Source organism: Vibrio sp. SCSIO 43132 (assembly GCF_019904195.1).
Classification (GTDB): Bacteria; Pseudomonadota; Gammaproteobacteria; order Enterobacterales; family Vibrionaceae; genus Vibrio; species Vibrio nigripulchritudo.
Genome location: NZ_CP063199.1, coordinates 3,633,618 through 3,649,287 on the forward strand (window position 1 = coordinate 3,633,618; position 15,670 = coordinate 3,649,287).

Here is a 15,670-nt window from a genome sequence, read left to right on the forward strand (position 1 = left end):
ATGCCCAAAGACACGCAATCATTGTCGCTCACTTTAGAACGCTTGTGGCAATTTAGCCTCCAGTACTACAGTGTGCGTCAGGTAAAAGAGGCGTGTCTTTCTCTGCAAAACCAATATCAGGGCAACGTTAACCTGCTTCTACTTTTAAAGTGGTTAGACGAACAAAAACTCGCGTTTGGTCAGGATGACTGGCACCCAGTCCAAGATTGTTTAATTCGCTCTGAAAACCTGCTGGTGAATTACCGCGAATTGCGCCGGAAATCTAAATCTCACCTTCCCGACACTTTATACCGAGAAACACTTCAATTTGAATTGCTGCTGGAAAAACAGCAGCAATCCGATCTGGTTGACTGCATCAATGGGCTCACCCTGTCTAAGAATACGGGCGACTCAATGGTCGCCACCTACTGCAGCTATCTTCAGGCTGATCATCTGATTCAGTTTTTTGAAGAAACGTCTTCAGCGGGCTGAACACCATAGCGTTTCATCGCTAATGCCACTTTCTCTTCAACACTCTCTTGAGGCTTAATCCAGTAGCTGGGTGCAACAAGCGATGACGTGCTCACAATCTCCACGGTGATAATGCCTTTTACTGGAAAGTCTCCTGCTTTCTCTACCAGCATTTTTTCGCTCTCCAATATTGTTGCTCCATTGAACGATTTGTACTTAGCGACACCTATCAGCTTTACGCCTCGCTGACGAAAAATATCCAGCAGAGATACACTCACCTTACGATTCTCAGCAATGTTTTTGACGGAGTTGGGCGAGGCAATATCCGCAATCAACAATGTATTGGCATCGACCAAGTGGAACACTTCTTTCGGGGAGACATTCGGCTGCCCATTAATATCGGTTGTTGCCAGCCAGCAAAGCACCGTACTACTGGCAATATCTTGTAAATCAAACTGCATAGGCATCACCATATAAATACGACACAACTGGCGGTTAGCAAACCCATCACCACATTGAAACGACGCCAAGCAGTCACGCTGGAAAGCCAACGGCGAATCAGAGTACCAAAGCCCACCCATACCGAAGAGGTGTGCAACTGAACCAGCCAGAAAATCATCCCCATGGCGATCACCGACCACCAAAACTGGTCACCCGTGAAAGAAAAAGACCCCACTGCAGTTAACGACATGATCCAGGCTTTCGGATTCAGATATTGAAACAGAGCCGCTTCAAACAGAGTCATCGGTTTGGATTCATTGTCATCACTCTTTTCTGGAGGCATTGCTGTCCCAATTCGCCAAGCCAGATACAGTAAATACGCACTGGACGCGATTCTCAGTACTTGCTGAACTTCTGGGTAACGCTCAAACACCACACCTAGCCCTGCTGCAATCAAGACCATCTGACTGAGCAGACCCGCACCAATCCCGACAAAATGTGGCACTGTCCGACGATACCCAAAGTTTGCGCCTGAAGCCGTCAACATGACATTGTTAGGACCCGGGGTCCCCGTCATTACGACAGCAAACAATGCGACTGAGGTAAAAAATTGCCAATCCATTAATTGTTCCTTCTCACATTGTATCGATACAATTTTAATTTTTTGGTTGATTATTTGATTTAATGTGCACATATTGACCATAACAATGGAATAAAATCTGTGCAAAAGGTTTATTGTCACCATGACAATCGAGACAATTGAAGTAGACAAATCACTCTCTGCTCCTCTGTACCAACAAGTTGCTGATGCGATTGGCAGAGAAGTGGAACTGGGTAACCTTGTAGCCAACGACAAACTCCCTACTCACCGCGCATTGGCAGACAAATTGGATGTCACCGTAGGAACGGTTACCCGAGCGTACGCGGAAGCTGAGCGACGAGGATTGGTGGAAGCCAGAGTTGGCGCGGGCACTTATATTCGAGACCATTCAAAAGTGGGATGGGTATTCGAAGAAAGCGTCGAAGAAACGGAAGAATGCAATTTTGGTTATAACATCCCTCCAATAATGGATCGTTCGAAGATCGTTTCCGATGCTTTAAGTGCCCTATCACAGTCAAATACCGCATTAAATTCGTTAATGCTCTATCAAAAACCAAAAGGGTTAGATTCTCACCGCGAAATCATTTCCCGATGGCTAAATACTCATGGGGTCAATGCCAGCGCCAGTAACATTCTCTTCAGCAGCGGTGCTCAACACGCCATTCAAATGGTGCTCAGTGCGTTTACACGTGCAGGGGATACCATCCTCTGCGAGAAATTCACTTATCCCGGACTGCTCAGCTTGGCCAGACAAAATCAGCTGACTCTGAAGGGCGTTGAGATGGATGAAGAGGGGATCACACCTGCCGGGCTGGAGTCGGCTTACAAACAGAATCAGTCTGTACGCTTTATTTATTTAACCCCTACTTTGCAAAACCCAACGACTGCCACAATGGGGCTTGAAAGGCGAAAAGCCATACTGGAACTGTGTAAGAAATATCAAATCACGGTTATTGAAGACGATGTAAACGGAATGCTGCCCGATAGCCCACCTTCTCCAATGGTGAATCTGATGCCTCAGCAAGTCATCCATATCGGAGCGTTTTCCAAATGCCTCGCGCCGGGGTTGAGAGTCGGCTACTTACTCATTCCAGACGAACTTTATCCCTCATTGTGCATCACGTTGCAAAATCACAGCTGGATGATTAGCCCACTGTTGACAGCCCTTACCTGTCAGATGATACAAAATAACCAAGTAGAAGAAGTGATTGGTGCCATTCGTAAAGAAATGGACGGCAGGCTTGAGCTGACAAAGCAATATCTGGGCGACTTTGATATCCGCTTTCAGCCTCACTGTTTTCACCTGTGGCTAACCCTGCCTGAACACTGGCGTTTAAGTGATTTCATTGCGAAAGCCGCAGAAAAAAATGTGGTCGTTAAATCGGGAGAGCTGTTTGTCCCGCCAGGTGGTGCTGTACCCCCAGCGATACGTTTGTCGTTAAGTTCTCCAATCACCCGTCAGCAGCTTGAGAAAGGTCTTAAAATTCTCGCAGAACTGCTTAACAGCAACCCTATTTCGGATTTCGCTTTATGATGACATTCTCCCCGGCATTTGGGCTGGGCAATGCACACATTCAAACTCTTCTGTCGCGTTTTATCAGGCGCAAACCTCTGTTTCAAGCCGTCAGAGAAAGGCTGGAACTGCCCGACGGGGATTTCGTTGATCTGGCTTGGAGCGAAGATCCGAACAATCACTCTGACAAGCCTATTTTCGTGCTTTTTCACGGTTTAGAAGGAAGCTTTGAAAGCCCCTACGCAAATGGCTTGCTCCACGCGTTTGCCGAACAAGGGTGGCTGTCGGTCATGATGCATTTTCGTGGGTGCAGCGGAGAGCCAAACCGCTTACCACGTGCCTATCACTCTGGTGAAACCGAAGACGCGAGACATTTTCTGACGGAGCTAAGCCAGCGTTTTCCTTCTAATTCAAAAGTGGCGGTGGGCGTGTCACTCGGTGGAAATATGCTGGTGAACTACTTAGCGAAATACGGTGACGACACAAAATTGGACGCGGCATCGATTGTATCTGCCCCGCTGGATCTACTGGCGTGCTCAAGGCGTATCAATCAGGGCTTTTCGAAAGTCTATCAGGATTACTTACTCGGCTCTCTGAAAGACAATGCCATTGCCAAATTGCCCTTAGTACAGAAAGTGATGCCTCTGACAGAGTCCGAGATCAATAAAATCAGTACCATGTTTGAGTTTGATGATGTGATTACCTCGCGATTACACGGGTTTAATGGCGCGCATCATTATTATCAGACCTGTTCTGGGTTACTTATGTTGCCTCAGATACGCATCCCAACAGACATCATTCATGCTCACGATGATCCGTTCATGACCGAAGCGGTTATTCCAGATTATCCACTGCCTGCTCACGTTAATTACCATTTGCTTCCCAAAGGCGGACACGTTGGCTTTGTTACCGGAAGCTTGTTTAAACCGAAATTCTGGTTAGAAGAAACACTCCCTGAATACTATTCACATTTCCTTAAAGTTGCGGAACATAACCAAGGGTCTGTAATTGATGATAAGATTGCGGTCACTGAAAGCTAGAGACATCACGACATAAAAGAAAGAGGTATTTATGATCGTCCCTTGGGAACAGATTGATGCAGACACTCTGACAAACCTGATAAAAGAGTTTGTACTGAGGGAAGGAACCGATTACGGCGAAAGCGAAATCAGCTTAGACGAAAAGGTTGAGCACGTTCGGACACAGCTGCAAAGCGGTCAGGCTGTGGTTGTCTTTTCCGAACTTCACGAAACGGTGGACATCCAGGTTCATCCCGCCCGTTAAGGTATTTCATTCATTAACGTGACTGGAGCAGTGTTTATTATTCGAAGCACTTCCCCTACACTGAATTTCTATAACGACAAACAGAGACAAGGACAGTCATGTCAGCAAAACACCCAATCATCGCTGTTACAGGTTCATCGGGAGCAGGAACGACCACCACATCTGAAGCGTTCCGTAAGATGTTCAACATGATGGACGTTAAAGCCGCATGGGTTGAAGGTGACAGTTTCCACCGATTCACTCGTCCGGAAATGGACGTGGAAATTCGCAAGGCCAAAGAACAAGGAAGGCACATCAGTTACTTCGGTCCTCAAGCCAACGACTTTCCCACACTAGAGCAGTTTTTCCGCAAATACGGTGACGAAGGAAAAGGACAAGTCCGCCGTTACCTGCACACCTTTGACGAGGCTGTCCCTTATAATCAAATGCCGGGAACCTTTACTCCATGGCAGGAGTTGCCAGAAGATTCCGACGTGCTCTTTTATGAAGGGTTGCATGGCGGTGTGGTTGATGGTGACGTAAACGCATCACAGCACGTTGATTTACTGATCGGCATGGTGCCAATCGTTAACTTGGAGTGGATTCAGAAGTTCGTTCGTGACACCCGAGACAGAGGTCATTCAAAGGAAGCCGTAACGGACTCCATTGTTCGCTCCATGGACGATTACCTGAACTACATTACCCCGCAGTTTTCACGTACTCACATCAATTTTCAGCGAGTACCGACAGTAGATACTTCTAATCCTTTAGCTGCAAAAGGCATCCCCAGCTTAGATGAAAGTTTTGTAGTGATTCGTCTTCGTGGTATTAAAAACGTCGATTTCCCATATCTGTTGTCTATGATTCAAGGGTCATTTATGTCGCGACACAACACCCTTGTTGTGCCGGGAGGCAAGATGAGTTTTGCAATGGAGCTTATCGTTCAGCCTATCCTTCAACAGCTCATCGAAACGGGCAAAATCGGTTAGTGATAAGAAGAAAAGTAAACCAAGTTGCTATAGCGTGATCATGTGCACATTTTTGCTTAGATAAACGCCAGTGTGTAACGATCAAAGTCAAGAAATCGTTTCAGAAAAAGGATACTATTTCTAACCGAAACATATGATAGCTTGCAGCATCAACTATAACACCCTATTCTAAATGACCAGTTCAATCTGGCTCAGTCGATATGGAAAGCTGCTGAGCAAGCCCTGCAGAGGAAGAAAGATATTATGGTTCTAGGTAAACCTCAAACCGATCCAACATTAGAGTGGTTCCTTTCACACTGTCATATTCATAAGTACCCATCAAAAAGTACTCTGATTCATGCTGGTGAAAAGGCAGAGACCCTGTACTACATTGTGAAAGGTTCTGTTGCCGTACTGATCAAGGATGAAGAAGGCAAAGAAATGATCTTGTCTTACCTCAACCAAGGTGATTTTATCGGCGAACTTGGTCTGTTCGAAGAAGACCAGGAACGTACCGCTTGGGTACGTGCGAAAACCCCGTGTGAAGTAGCAGAAATCTCATTTAAGAAGTTCCGTCAGCTGATTCAGGTTAACCCTGATATCCTAATGCGCCTTTCTGCGCAAATGGCGAACCGTCTTCAAACAACAAGCCAGAAAGTGGGCGACCTTGCATTCCTAGACGTAACAGGTCGTATCGCTCAAACGCTTCTGAACCTTGCGAAGCAACCAGACGCAATGACTCACCCAGACGGTATGCAAATTAAGATTACCCGTCAGGAAATCGGTCAAATCGTTGGCTGTTCTCGTGAAACAGTAGGTCGTATCCTGAAAATGCTGGAAGAGCAAAACCTCATCTCAGCACACGGTAAGACTATCGTTGTTTACGGCACTCGCTAACTTTCTTAGCGATACAGATTTAAAAAAACCACCAACGCAAGTTGGTGGTTTTTTATTATCTAATGCAATCCTTTAGACGTTTTGGCGCTGACGAACCGCTTCGAACAAACATATCCCAGATGCGACTGACACATTCAAGCTGGATACGCTTCCCGCCATCGGAATCTTAATAAGATCATCGCAGGTTTCACGAGTCAGACGGCGCATGCCATCACCTTCAGCCCCCATGACAATGGCTAATGCACCACTAAGCTTGGCTTGGTAGATGTCGTGAGTCGCTTCACCAGCGGTACCAACAAACCACACACCTTTCTCCTGTAATGCACGCATAGTACGCGCAAGATTAGTCACACGAACTAATGGCACTGTTTCAGCGGCACCACAGGCGACTTTACTCACAGTTGCTGTCATTGGCGCTGATTTGTCTTTTGGTACGATCACCGCGGCGACGCCTGCGGCATCTGCATTTCGCAGACAAGCGCCAAGGTTATGAGGATCGGTGACTCCATCTAACACCAGCAGCAAAGGCTGCTCATGCTGAGCCAGAATATCGTCCAAGTCGTTTTCATTGAGCGCCTTTGCTGGTTTTACGCGGGCGATGATCCCTTGGTGATTTGCTCCTTTGGCTTTGTCATCCAGCGCCTTTCTCCCCATTTGCTGAATGGAAACCCCAACATTCTGAAGTTCATTCAGCAAAGGCAATAAGCGGTCATCCTGACGTCCTTTCAATACAAATGCTTCAATAAAACGTACCGGGTCTTTTTCCAGCACAGCTTTTACGGCATGAATGCCATAAAGGAATTCGTTACTCATGGTCTGACCTATTCAGATTACTTCTTCTTGCCTTGAGACTTTCGGTTCTTTGTGCGTGATTTTTTCTTACGCGCCTTTTCAGCCTTGGTCTTCTTGCGTGTTTTAGCTGGCTCACTGGAGCCATCTGGTCGTTTGGTAGGTTCTACAAGGGCTTTTGCCTTTCCACCAGGCTTTCGCGCTTTGATTGCAGCTTTCTTTTTACTCGCCGCTTTCTTATCTGCCTGTGCAGCACGCTTCTTCGCCGTCTTACCTTTGCCGCGTAGCTTACGACTTGTTTCCACTAATTCAAAGTCTATTTGACGATCATCGAGATTGACCGACAGCACCTTCACTTTAACCGCATCACCCAAGCGATAGATGTTTCCGAAGCTCTCACCGATAAGCCTTTGACCAATAGGATCAAATTGATAGTAATCGTTAGCTAGTGAAGAAATATGAACCAGACCGTCAATGTGAAGCTCTGTCAGGCGAACAAAGAAACCAAAACCGGTTACGTTAGCAATCACACCATCCAGTTCTTCACCAACATGGTCTTGCATGTATTCACACTTCAGCCAGTCAGCAACTTCACGAGTCGCATCGTCTGCGCGGCGTTCCGTCATCGAGCACTGCTCACCATAGACATCCATATCGTCAAAGGAGTAGTGGAAGCCGCCCGTTGGCGTCCAGCGATCCGTGTTTCTACCGTCTTCTTTTGCGATCAGGTATTTAATCGCACGGTGCAGCAGCAAGTCCGGATAACGGCGAATCGGCGAAGTAAAGTGCGCGTAGCGTTTTAGCGCCAGACCAAAGTGCCCAACATTGTCAGCGTTGTACACCGCCTGTTTCATTGAACGCAGTAACATGGTCTGAATCAGCTCTTTGTCCTGACGTTCACCAATCTGCTTCATTAAGTTCGCATAATCAGTTGGGGAAGGTTCCAGCCCACCAGTCAGGTTTAATCCAAGCTCTCCCAAGAAATCACGGAAGCCTTGTAAACGCTCTTCACCCGGAGTTTCGTGTATCCGGAACAAAGCAGGCTCTTTCAGCTTTTCAACTAAAGATGCCGACGCAATGTTGGCTAAAATCATACACTCTTCGATGATCTTGTGCGCATCGTTACGAACAACCGGTTCAATACGGTCAATCTTGCGGTCAGAGTTGAAAATAAATTTCGCTTCAACAGTTTCAAACTCAATAGCACCGCGATTATCACGCGACTGCTTTAGCACATCGTACATCTTGTGAAGTTCTTCAAGATGAGGCACCAAAGGCTCGTATCGCTGACGCAGTTCTTCATCACCTTCCAGGATGGCACTGACTTTGTTGTAGGTCAGACGCGCATGTGAGTTCATCACCGCTTCGTAGTGCTTGTAACCGGATAACCGACCGGATGCCGAAATGGTCATCTCACACACCATACACAGGCGATCCACTTGTGGGTTTAATGAGCACAGTCCGTTAGACAAGACTTCAGGGAGCATAGGAACAACCTGAGACGGGAAGTACACGGAGTTACCACGATTGATGGCTTCTTTATCCAACGCAGTATCAGGGCGAACGTAGTAGCTGACATCTGCAATGGCAACCCATAAGCGCCATCCTCCGCCGCGCTTCGCTTCACAATATACGGCGTCATCAAAGTCTCGCGCGTCTTCACCATCGATAGTAACTAAAGGGAGATCTCGTAAATCAACACGCCCTTGTTTGGCATTCTCAGGGACATGTTCACCTAAACCAGCGATTTGTTTTTCGACCTCTTCTGGCCACACATCCGGGATTTGGTGAGTGCGGATAGCAATTTGTGTTTCCATACCCGGCGACATATTTTCGCCCAGTACTTCAACAATTTTCCCCATCATTCCACGAGAACGAGTGGCACGATCGGTAATTTCAATCACCACTACGTTCCCCATTCGCGCGCCGCAGCGATGCTCTTTGGGAATCAAGACATCCTGACTAATGCGTGAATCATCAGGAACAACGTAGGAATATTCTTGTTCCATAAAGTAACGCCCGACAATTTGAGTCTTACGCTCTTCAAGTACACGTACCAACCGACCCTCTTTGCGACCACGTTTGTCGGTGCCAGCTGGTTGAACCAACACATAATCGCCATGAATCAGAGTTTTCATTTGGTGATAAGGCAAAAGAATGTCGTTGTCTTTGCCTGTACTGCCATCTGGTCTTACCCAACCATGTCCATCCTTATGACCCAGTACAACCCCTTTCACCAGTTCCAGTTTATCTGGCAGGGCATAACACTGGCGTCGGGTGAACACCAGTTGACCATCACGCTCCATGGCACGCAGCCGACGACGCAAACCTTCATACTGTTCTTCTCCAGAAAGCTTTAGTGCTTCAAACAAATCATTGCGATTCATTGGCACATTTGCCTTTTCCAAAAACTCGATGATGAATTCACGGCTGGGAATAGGATTGTCGTATTTGTCGGATTCGCGCGCGGCAAATGGGTCGTTAGGTGTGTTTTGAGACATAGGAGGGCCTGTTAAAGATTGGATAGATCTTAAGTATATCTAAATCTTACGACTACCTACAGCTTAAGGGGTGTCATCGCACCAATTATTGTGTTTATTCGAAATTGTCCAGTTAATCGATTATCTGGACAATTTGTGACAAATGGATGTGATAAATATTCAGCTAAACAAATTTTATGCAATATATAAGTCTGGTAAATGGATGCTTGAAATGTACTTCAGATCCTTTGTAAAATGCCCGACTCTTTCTGGATACCCATTAGATTTTATGTTTTTTTCTGCGCTTCGCGAGAAGCTTTGCTTTAACTCGCGATGGATTTTCTGCTTACTACTATTGAACACCGTTTTATTGTGTTTGATTGCGCTGCCCTATGTCAGTTGGATGGATATTCCTGAAGGTAGTTGGTTGTCATACCCTTATATCTTTTCCACGCAAGTGGGTCTGTTTGGGTTAATGGCCGTACTCTGTGCCATTCCATCTCTCTTGCTGCTGTGGCTTCCCACTCGCCTCTTCCGGTTTATTGCTGTCCTGCCATTTATCGTGACAGCCGTAATGGTTGCCATTGACACTCAGGTATATAACCAATATCGCTTTCATTTAAACGGATTCGTTTTCGAGCTGTTGATTGAGGGCGGTGACCAGATTATTGATGTCTCGTGGTTTACCTTGTTGGTCGGTGGTGTGGTGGTGTTTGGATTGATCAACGCCATTATCATGACCATTGTGCTCGCTAACCGCTGGGTAAAAACGAAAAAGCGTTATTTCCTGTTGGGTATCAGCGTATGGTTCAGTTGTCTGCTGTTTAGCCAGCTGACTCACGCTTGGAAGTACGCAAACTTTGATCAGGTTATCCCGAGTTACAGCCATCACTGGCCACTCTATCTTCCTCTTACTGCCAATGACTGGTTGGAAGATAATGGTTGGGTAGAACAACAGGCAGGTCGTGATGCTCATACTAAAATCTCGCATCAGAAGGTCACCAACCTAAATTACCCTCTAAAGCCAATTGCTGTTGATGCTGGTTCAGAAACACCAAACATGGTTGTGATTGTGCTTGATGCCTGGCGTTTTGATGATGCAAACGAGCAAGTCACGCCGAATATCGAAACGTTTGGTAAGCAAAGCCTGGTATTTAAAGAGCACCTGAGCGGGGGTAACTCCACTCAAATGGGTATCTTCAGCCTGTTTTATGGTATTCCTTCTACGTACTGGGATGCGGTACGCTCAAGTCAGCAGCAACCGGTTCTGATGGAAACACTGCACTCGCTGAATTACCAAATGTCGATTCATGGTTCTGCGCCACTACACAGCCCTCCATTTGATCGCACCGTGTTTGCTGGCATCCAGGACCTGACCGTCACGACACCTGGCGATACACCGGCTGAACGGGATCGTAAAATCACTGACGATTTTCTCGAATTCCTGGACAGCAAAGATGATACAAAGCCTTATTTCGGGTTCCTGTTCTATGACGCTGCGCATGGTACTTCATTCCCCAATGACATGAAGACACCGTTCGAACCTTATTGGGATCGCGTCGACCACGTGAAGCTGAACAACGACTTTGATCCGACGGAATACCGAAACCGCTACCGAAATTCACTTTTCTACATTGATAAGCTGATCGGAGAGGTGTTAGGAAAACTGGAACAGGCTGGTGAGCTTGATAACACCATTGTGGTCATCACATCTGATCACGGTGAAGAGTTCAATGACTACAAAAAGAACTACTGGGGACATGGCAGCAACTATGCACCCGCACAGGTTCATGTTCCACTGTATCTATACCACCCAGGTAAAGCGGCAGATATCATCTATGCGAGAACCAGCCATCTGGATATTCCTCCAACGCTGATGAAAGAACCGCTAGGCGTCAGCAATGACATTTCTGATTACAGTGTTGGAGTGGATTTGTTTAATAACAACCGGGAAGAGAACTGGGTCATTGTAGGCAGTTATATGGATTACGGTATTGTGGGTGGGAATGAGATTATTGTGAACAGACCGGGTGGATACACCGAAGTCACCGACTTGTCGCTCAACAAGAAAGAAAAACGCACCATGCCAAACAGTGAGCTCACCAAGCTGCTGGTTCAAATGTCTACTTACGCGAAGTAACTCTCTTTAGGCGCACTTTTCCAGTGCGCCTATCTTTTTAGCAAAATCAACAATTCCGAGTTGTCTGTCAGCATATCTGCAATTGTGCAGTGATCGAGCTCTGCCAAAAAAGCCAGTTTCGCTCTGGCAAGGTGTGCCTTTAGCTTACAAGCAGGCGTGATATGACAAAACTCAGGCGCACAGTTCACTACATCCAGCGGCTCAATGTCCCGAATCACGTTTCCAATTAAAATGGTTTCAGCGGGTCGACCAAGGCATATTCCTCCGTTCTTACCCCTGACCGTTTTCACATAGCCAAGCTGACCAAGTTTATTGATGATTTTAACCATGTGGTTTTTAGAAACATCAAAGGTATCACTAACTTTCTGAATGCTGGTGAGTTCGCCACTTGGAAGCGACGCCAAATAGATCAACGCGCGAATTCCGAAGTCGGTAAAGTTTGTTAACTGCAATGCGAATTCCTCCTCCGTGAATTGTAAAACTTCCATTGACTAAAAGATATATTTTAGATACAACTTAAAACATGCATTATAAATACATGTTTAAAATAGGAAGCCCAAATGCTCAAGCAATCAACCATAGATATCGTAAAATCCACCGCACCACTTCTCGCCGAAACAGGACCTAAACTCACCGCTCACTTCTATGATCGTATGTTTAACCATAACCCTGAATTGAAAGACATTTTTAACCTGACTCACCAGCAAAACGGGGCTCAGAGAGAGGCGCTTTTCAACGCTGTTCATGGCTATGCTGCCAATATCGATAACATTGAAGTTTTACTCCCTGTCGTAGAAAAAATCGCGCAAAAGCACACCAGTTTTAACATCACCGCAGATCAATATCAGATCGTCGGTGGTCACCTGCTAGCAACCATTGACGAGTTGTTCGCACCGGGACAAGAAGTGCTGGAAGCGTGGGGAGAGGCCTATGGGTTGCTTGCTCAGGTATTTATTGATCGTGAAGAAACCATTTACTCCGAGACAGAAAGTCAAACAGGTGGATGGCGAGGAACAAGAGAATTCGTACTCAAAGAAAAGCGCCGAGAGAGCGAAGTCATCACAAGTTTCGTATTCGAACCAAAGGATCAACAACCCGTTGTTGATTACATTCCAGGTCAGTACGTCGGCATCTACCTAACTCCTGAACAGTTTGAGTATCAGGAAATCAGACAATACAGCCTGTCTGATGCGCCAAATGGCAAAGAATATCGTATTTCAGTCAAACGTGAATCTGAGGGTGTTGTCTCCAATTACTTGCATGATCACCTAACAGTCGGTGACTCTGTTCGATTAGCTCCGCCTTGTGGTGACTTCTTTTTCACCAGTGATAAATTTACTCCAGTAGCACTGATCTCTGCGGGTGTCGGTGTGACTCCACTGCTTTCCATGATGGAGTCCATTACTGGTATTCATGAAGCCCCTATCCACTGGATACATGCAGCGGAAAACAAGGAACATCATGCATTTTCTGATCGAATAGATGAACTGGAGAAACAATACGACCTTGTGAACCAATTCAACTGGTACAGAGAACATAAAGGGGAAGCAGGCGTACAAGAAGGATTGATGCAGCTTGAGCAGATTAAAGAGCGAGTCAACTGGAAAGAAACTGACTTTTACTTCTGCGGACCCGTTGGGTTTATGCAGTTTGTCGCCAACCAGCTTTTAGAATTAGGTGTATCCAAAGACCGTATTCATTACGAATGCTTTGGACCTCATAAAGTGCTGTAAAACATTAAAAATAACAATGCCCCGACTTGTCGGGGCATTTGTGTTTTTACCAGAAGGTAGAACGCCGTTTGGCTCTGGCAATGATGTTTTCTGGCATCCTCTGCTCCAATCCCTGCCTTAGCATAGAGATTCGGCGATGTTGCCTTTTATCCGGTGTCACTGAGTTGTATAGCCAGCGATAGGCATCTTCATAATCCAAAGGGCTACCATAATCTCGCAGCAATAATTCGGCTAAATGAATTCGTGCATTGATGCTGCCCATGGAGGCAGCTTCCCGCAAATAGGGAATCGCACGCTCTTTGTCTTGCTGAACCAGAGTTCCACGCGAATAGTATCGGCCTATTTGTTCAAGTGCCGCAGGTAAGCCTTGATGCGCTGCATTTTCCATGTAGTAGAGCCCAAGCTCCACATCTTGGTCGACACACACCCCCCAGGCTAACATATCACCGTACAAAAATTCGTAAGCAGGCAGGCTGATCCGTGTCGCACGAGCAACGATATCTTCTACAAGCTGGCAGCTATCTGCTTTAACTCGTTCGAGATGTTTGTTCTTTTCAATCAGATTGATCAGCTCAGCTTCCGTGTAGACTGGCACTGGTCCACCGATGTGGTTATCCGCGTTGGCTAACCCCACTCGGGTACACAGGGCGAGAATCAACGAAGCTGTGACAGCTCGTAGTTTCATAATCGCACTCTTTATTCATACCGTGCTTTTGTATCGGCAAAGATTGCTAACTCTTTAGCCAAGTATTGCCGATCTTTGGCAATATTTTGCCAGACAATGAATAAAAAGTAATCTAAGCAGTGCGATATTGCTAGAAAGAAAATTCTAAAGAGAAATGCAAAGGTACAAACAAAAAATGCCAGCTCCGAAGAGCTGGCATTTAAAATTCAAATCACTCAAAAGCTTACGCGTTAAACGGGTGAACCTTGATGATAGTTTCGTTACGGTCTGGACCTGTAGAGACAATGTCTACTGGTACACCTGTAAGCTCTTCAATACGCTTAATGTAGTCTAAAGCAGCTTTAGGTAGGGCATCGATAGACGTCGCACCAAATGTATTCTCAGACCAGCCAGGCATTGTTTCGTAGATAGGTGTCGCTTCTTCGAATGCTTCTGCAGCCATTGGAGACACTTCTAGGATAGAGCCGTCTTTCATCTTGTAACCCGTACAGATTTTCAGCTCTTCCAGACCATCCAATACATCCAGCTTAGTTAGACAGAAGCCAGTGATTGAGTTGATTTGAATTGCGCGACGCATCGCAACAGCATCAAACCAACCAGTACGGCGCAGACGACCTGTTGTCGCGCCAAACTCGTGACCTACATCACCCAGGTGCTTACCTACAGGATCTTGCTTATCTTGACCATCGTACAATTCAGTCGGGAATGGACCAGAACCAACACGAGTACAGTAAGCTTTAGTGATACCAAGGATGTAGCCGATGTGACGAGGACCAAAACCTGAACCAGCGGCAACACCACCAGCGGTCGTGTTAGAAGACGTTACGTAAGGGTAAGTACCGTGGTCGATGTCCAGAAGTGTGCCTTGAGCACCTTCAAACATGATCTTATCGCCACGCTTACGCGCCGCGTCTAGCTCGTCAGTGACATCGATAACCATTGAAGTCAGTAGATCAGCATAGCCCATTGCCTGCTCAAGAACTTCTTCGTAGCTTACTGCGTCAGCTTTGTAGAAGTTCACTAGCTGGAAGTTGTGGTATTCCATCACTTCTTTCAGCTTCTCTGCAAAAGCTTCTTTGTCGAACAAGTCGCCTACACGCAAACCGCGACGAGCAACTTTATCTTCGTAAGCAGGACCGATACCACGACCTGTTGTACCAATCGCTTTTTTACCACGAGCGATTTCACGCGCCTGGTCCAGAGCAATGTGGTAAGGAAGAATTAGAGGACATGCTTCAGAAATGAAAAGACGCTCGCTCACTGGGATGCCACGCTTTTCAAGAGGCTTCATTTCTTTAAGAAGTGCTTCTGGTGATAGAACAACACCATTACCGATAACACATTTTACGTTATCGCGAAGAATACCTGATGGAATCAAATGAAGAACGGTTTTTTCACCGTCGATGACTAGAGTGTGACCTGCGTTGTGACCGCCTTGGTAGCGAACCACGTATTTTGCATCTTCAGTTAAAAGGTCTACGATTTTACCTTTACCTTCGTCACCCCATTGGGTGCCCAGAACGACTACGTTATTTCCCATCTTTCCAAGTCTGATTGCTGATTAAAAATGGATTCTAGCACCTACGAATAAAAGATGCAGTCATTTTTTAAGCATAAAAGTGAAACACTTATGTAAGGGTATGTAGCGCAAGGAATAATAGTGGAAGAATTGGGCGAGAAGGCAATGAAACACCTCAGATTAGAGCAAAT

General features: G+C 46.2%; 15 protein-coding genes. 8 read left to right on the forward strand and 7 right to left on the reverse strand.

The features are described 5' to 3' along the window. Positions 1-471 carry a TIGR02444 family protein gene (locus INR79_RS16390; protein ID WP_022592288.1) on the forward strand — a complete coding sequence of 157 codons (471 nt, stop codon included), beginning with the start codon at positions 1-3 and terminating at the stop codon, positions 469-471. On the opposite strand, the gene INR79_RS16395 is transcribed toward INR79_RS16390, so the two are convergent. Further along, positions 438-911: a pyridoxamine 5'-phosphate oxidase family protein gene (locus tag INR79_RS16395; protein ID WP_223095125.1), complete on the reverse strand. Its 474-nt coding sequence runs from the start codon at positions 909-911 to the stop codon at positions 438-440. The two genes, INR79_RS16390 and INR79_RS16395, sit on opposite strands and share 34 nt — an antisense overlap. A gap of 5 nt (positions 912-916) precedes the next feature. Next, a complete protein-coding gene (locus INR79_RS16400) occupies positions 917-1,513 on the reverse strand; it encodes a LysE family translocator (RefSeq protein ID WP_223095127.1) in 597 nt (198 codons plus the stop codon). A 121-nt stretch (positions 1,514-1,634) separates the two neighbouring features. Here INR79_RS16400 and INR79_RS16405 point away from each other — a divergent pair, with 121 nt between their 5' ends. The 5 genes from INR79_RS16405 to crp all read left to right on the forward strand — a co-directional run bounded on the left by INR79_RS16405 (position 1,635) and on the right by crp (position 6,133). Continuing rightward, a complete protein-coding gene (locus INR79_RS16405) occupies positions 1,635-3,026 on the forward strand; it encodes a PLP-dependent aminotransferase family protein (RefSeq protein WP_022592291.1) in 1,392 nt (463 codons plus the stop codon). Beyond that, complete coding sequence (locus INR79_RS16410) at positions 3,023-4,045, forward strand: hydrolase (RefSeq protein WP_223095129.1); 1,023 nt, start codon at positions 3,023-3,025, stop codon at positions 4,043-4,045. Before INR79_RS16405 ends, INR79_RS16410 begins: the two co-directional genes overlap by 4 nt. A 31-nt stretch (positions 4,046-4,076) precedes the next feature. After that, positions 4,077-4,289, forward strand: a complete 213-nt coding sequence (locus INR79_RS16415) for a YheU family protein (protein ID WP_004399873.1) — start codon at positions 4,077-4,079, stop codon at positions 4,287-4,289. A gap of 98 nt (positions 4,290-4,387) precedes the next feature. Beyond that, positions 4,388-5,257, forward strand: coding sequence for a phosphoribulokinase (locus INR79_RS16420; RefSeq protein ID WP_022551727.1), 870 nt, complete (start codon positions 4,388-4,390; stop codon positions 5,255-5,257). A gap of 243 nt (positions 5,258-5,500) precedes the next feature. Next, complete coding sequence (crp, locus tag INR79_RS16425) at positions 5,501-6,133, forward strand: cAMP-activated global transcriptional regulator CRP (protein WP_004399871.1); 633 nt, start codon at positions 5,501-5,503, stop codon at positions 6,131-6,133. A gap of 72 nt (positions 6,134-6,205) precedes the next feature. On the opposite strand, the gene rlmB is transcribed toward crp, so the two are convergent. Together rlmB and rnr are read right to left on the reverse strand one after the other, a co-directional pair. After that, the gene (rlmB, locus tag INR79_RS16430) at positions 6,206-6,946 is read right to left on the reverse strand and encodes a 23S rRNA (guanosine(2251)-2'-O)-methyltransferase RlmB (RefSeq protein WP_022612621.1); all 741 of its coding nucleotides are present in this window, start codon (positions 6,944-6,946) and stop codon (positions 6,206-6,208) included. Positions 6,947-6,963: 17 nt separating this feature from the next. After that, positions 6,964-9,423 carry a ribonuclease R gene (gene rnr / locus INR79_RS16435; protein ID WP_223095131.1) on the reverse strand — a complete coding sequence of 820 codons (2,460 nt, stop codon included), beginning with the start codon at positions 9,421-9,423 and terminating at the stop codon, positions 6,964-6,966. 211 nt (positions 9,424-9,634) lie between these two features. On the opposite strand from rnr, the gene INR79_RS16440 reads away from it, so the two are divergent. Beyond that, positions 9,635-11,542, forward strand: coding sequence for a DUF3413 domain-containing protein (locus INR79_RS16440; protein WP_262415355.1), 1,908 nt, complete (start codon positions 9,635-9,637; stop codon positions 11,540-11,542). Between the two features lie 29 nt (positions 11,543-11,571). On the opposite strand, the gene nsrR is transcribed toward INR79_RS16440, so the two are convergent. Then, positions 11,572-11,994 (reverse strand): nitric oxide-sensing transcriptional repressor NsrR, encoded by a 423-nt coding sequence (gene nsrR, locus INR79_RS16445; RefSeq protein ID WP_004399867.1) that lies wholly within the window; start codon positions 11,992-11,994, stop codon positions 11,572-11,574. 108 nt (positions 11,995-12,102) lie between these two features. Here nsrR and hmpA point away from each other — a divergent pair, with 108 nt between their 5' ends. Beyond that, positions 12,103-13,275, forward strand: a complete 1,173-nt coding sequence (gene hmpA / locus INR79_RS16450) for an NO-inducible flavohemoprotein (protein WP_223095133.1) — start codon at positions 12,103-12,105, stop codon at positions 13,273-13,275. A 46-nt stretch (positions 13,276-13,321) separates the two neighbouring features. On the opposite strand, the gene motX is transcribed toward hmpA, so the two are convergent. Both motX and INR79_RS16460 read right to left on the reverse strand, forming a co-directional pair. Further along, positions 13,322-13,960 (reverse strand): flagellar protein MotX, encoded by a 639-nt coding sequence (motX, locus tag INR79_RS16455; RefSeq protein ID WP_223095135.1) that lies wholly within the window; start codon positions 13,958-13,960, stop codon positions 13,322-13,324. Positions 13,961-14,183: 223 nt separating this feature from the next. Next, positions 14,184-15,500: an adenylosuccinate synthase gene (locus tag INR79_RS16460; RefSeq protein ID WP_223095137.1), complete on the reverse strand. Its 1,317-nt coding sequence runs from the start codon at positions 15,498-15,500 to the stop codon at positions 14,184-14,186. Positions 15,501-15,670: the final 170 nt, after the last annotated feature.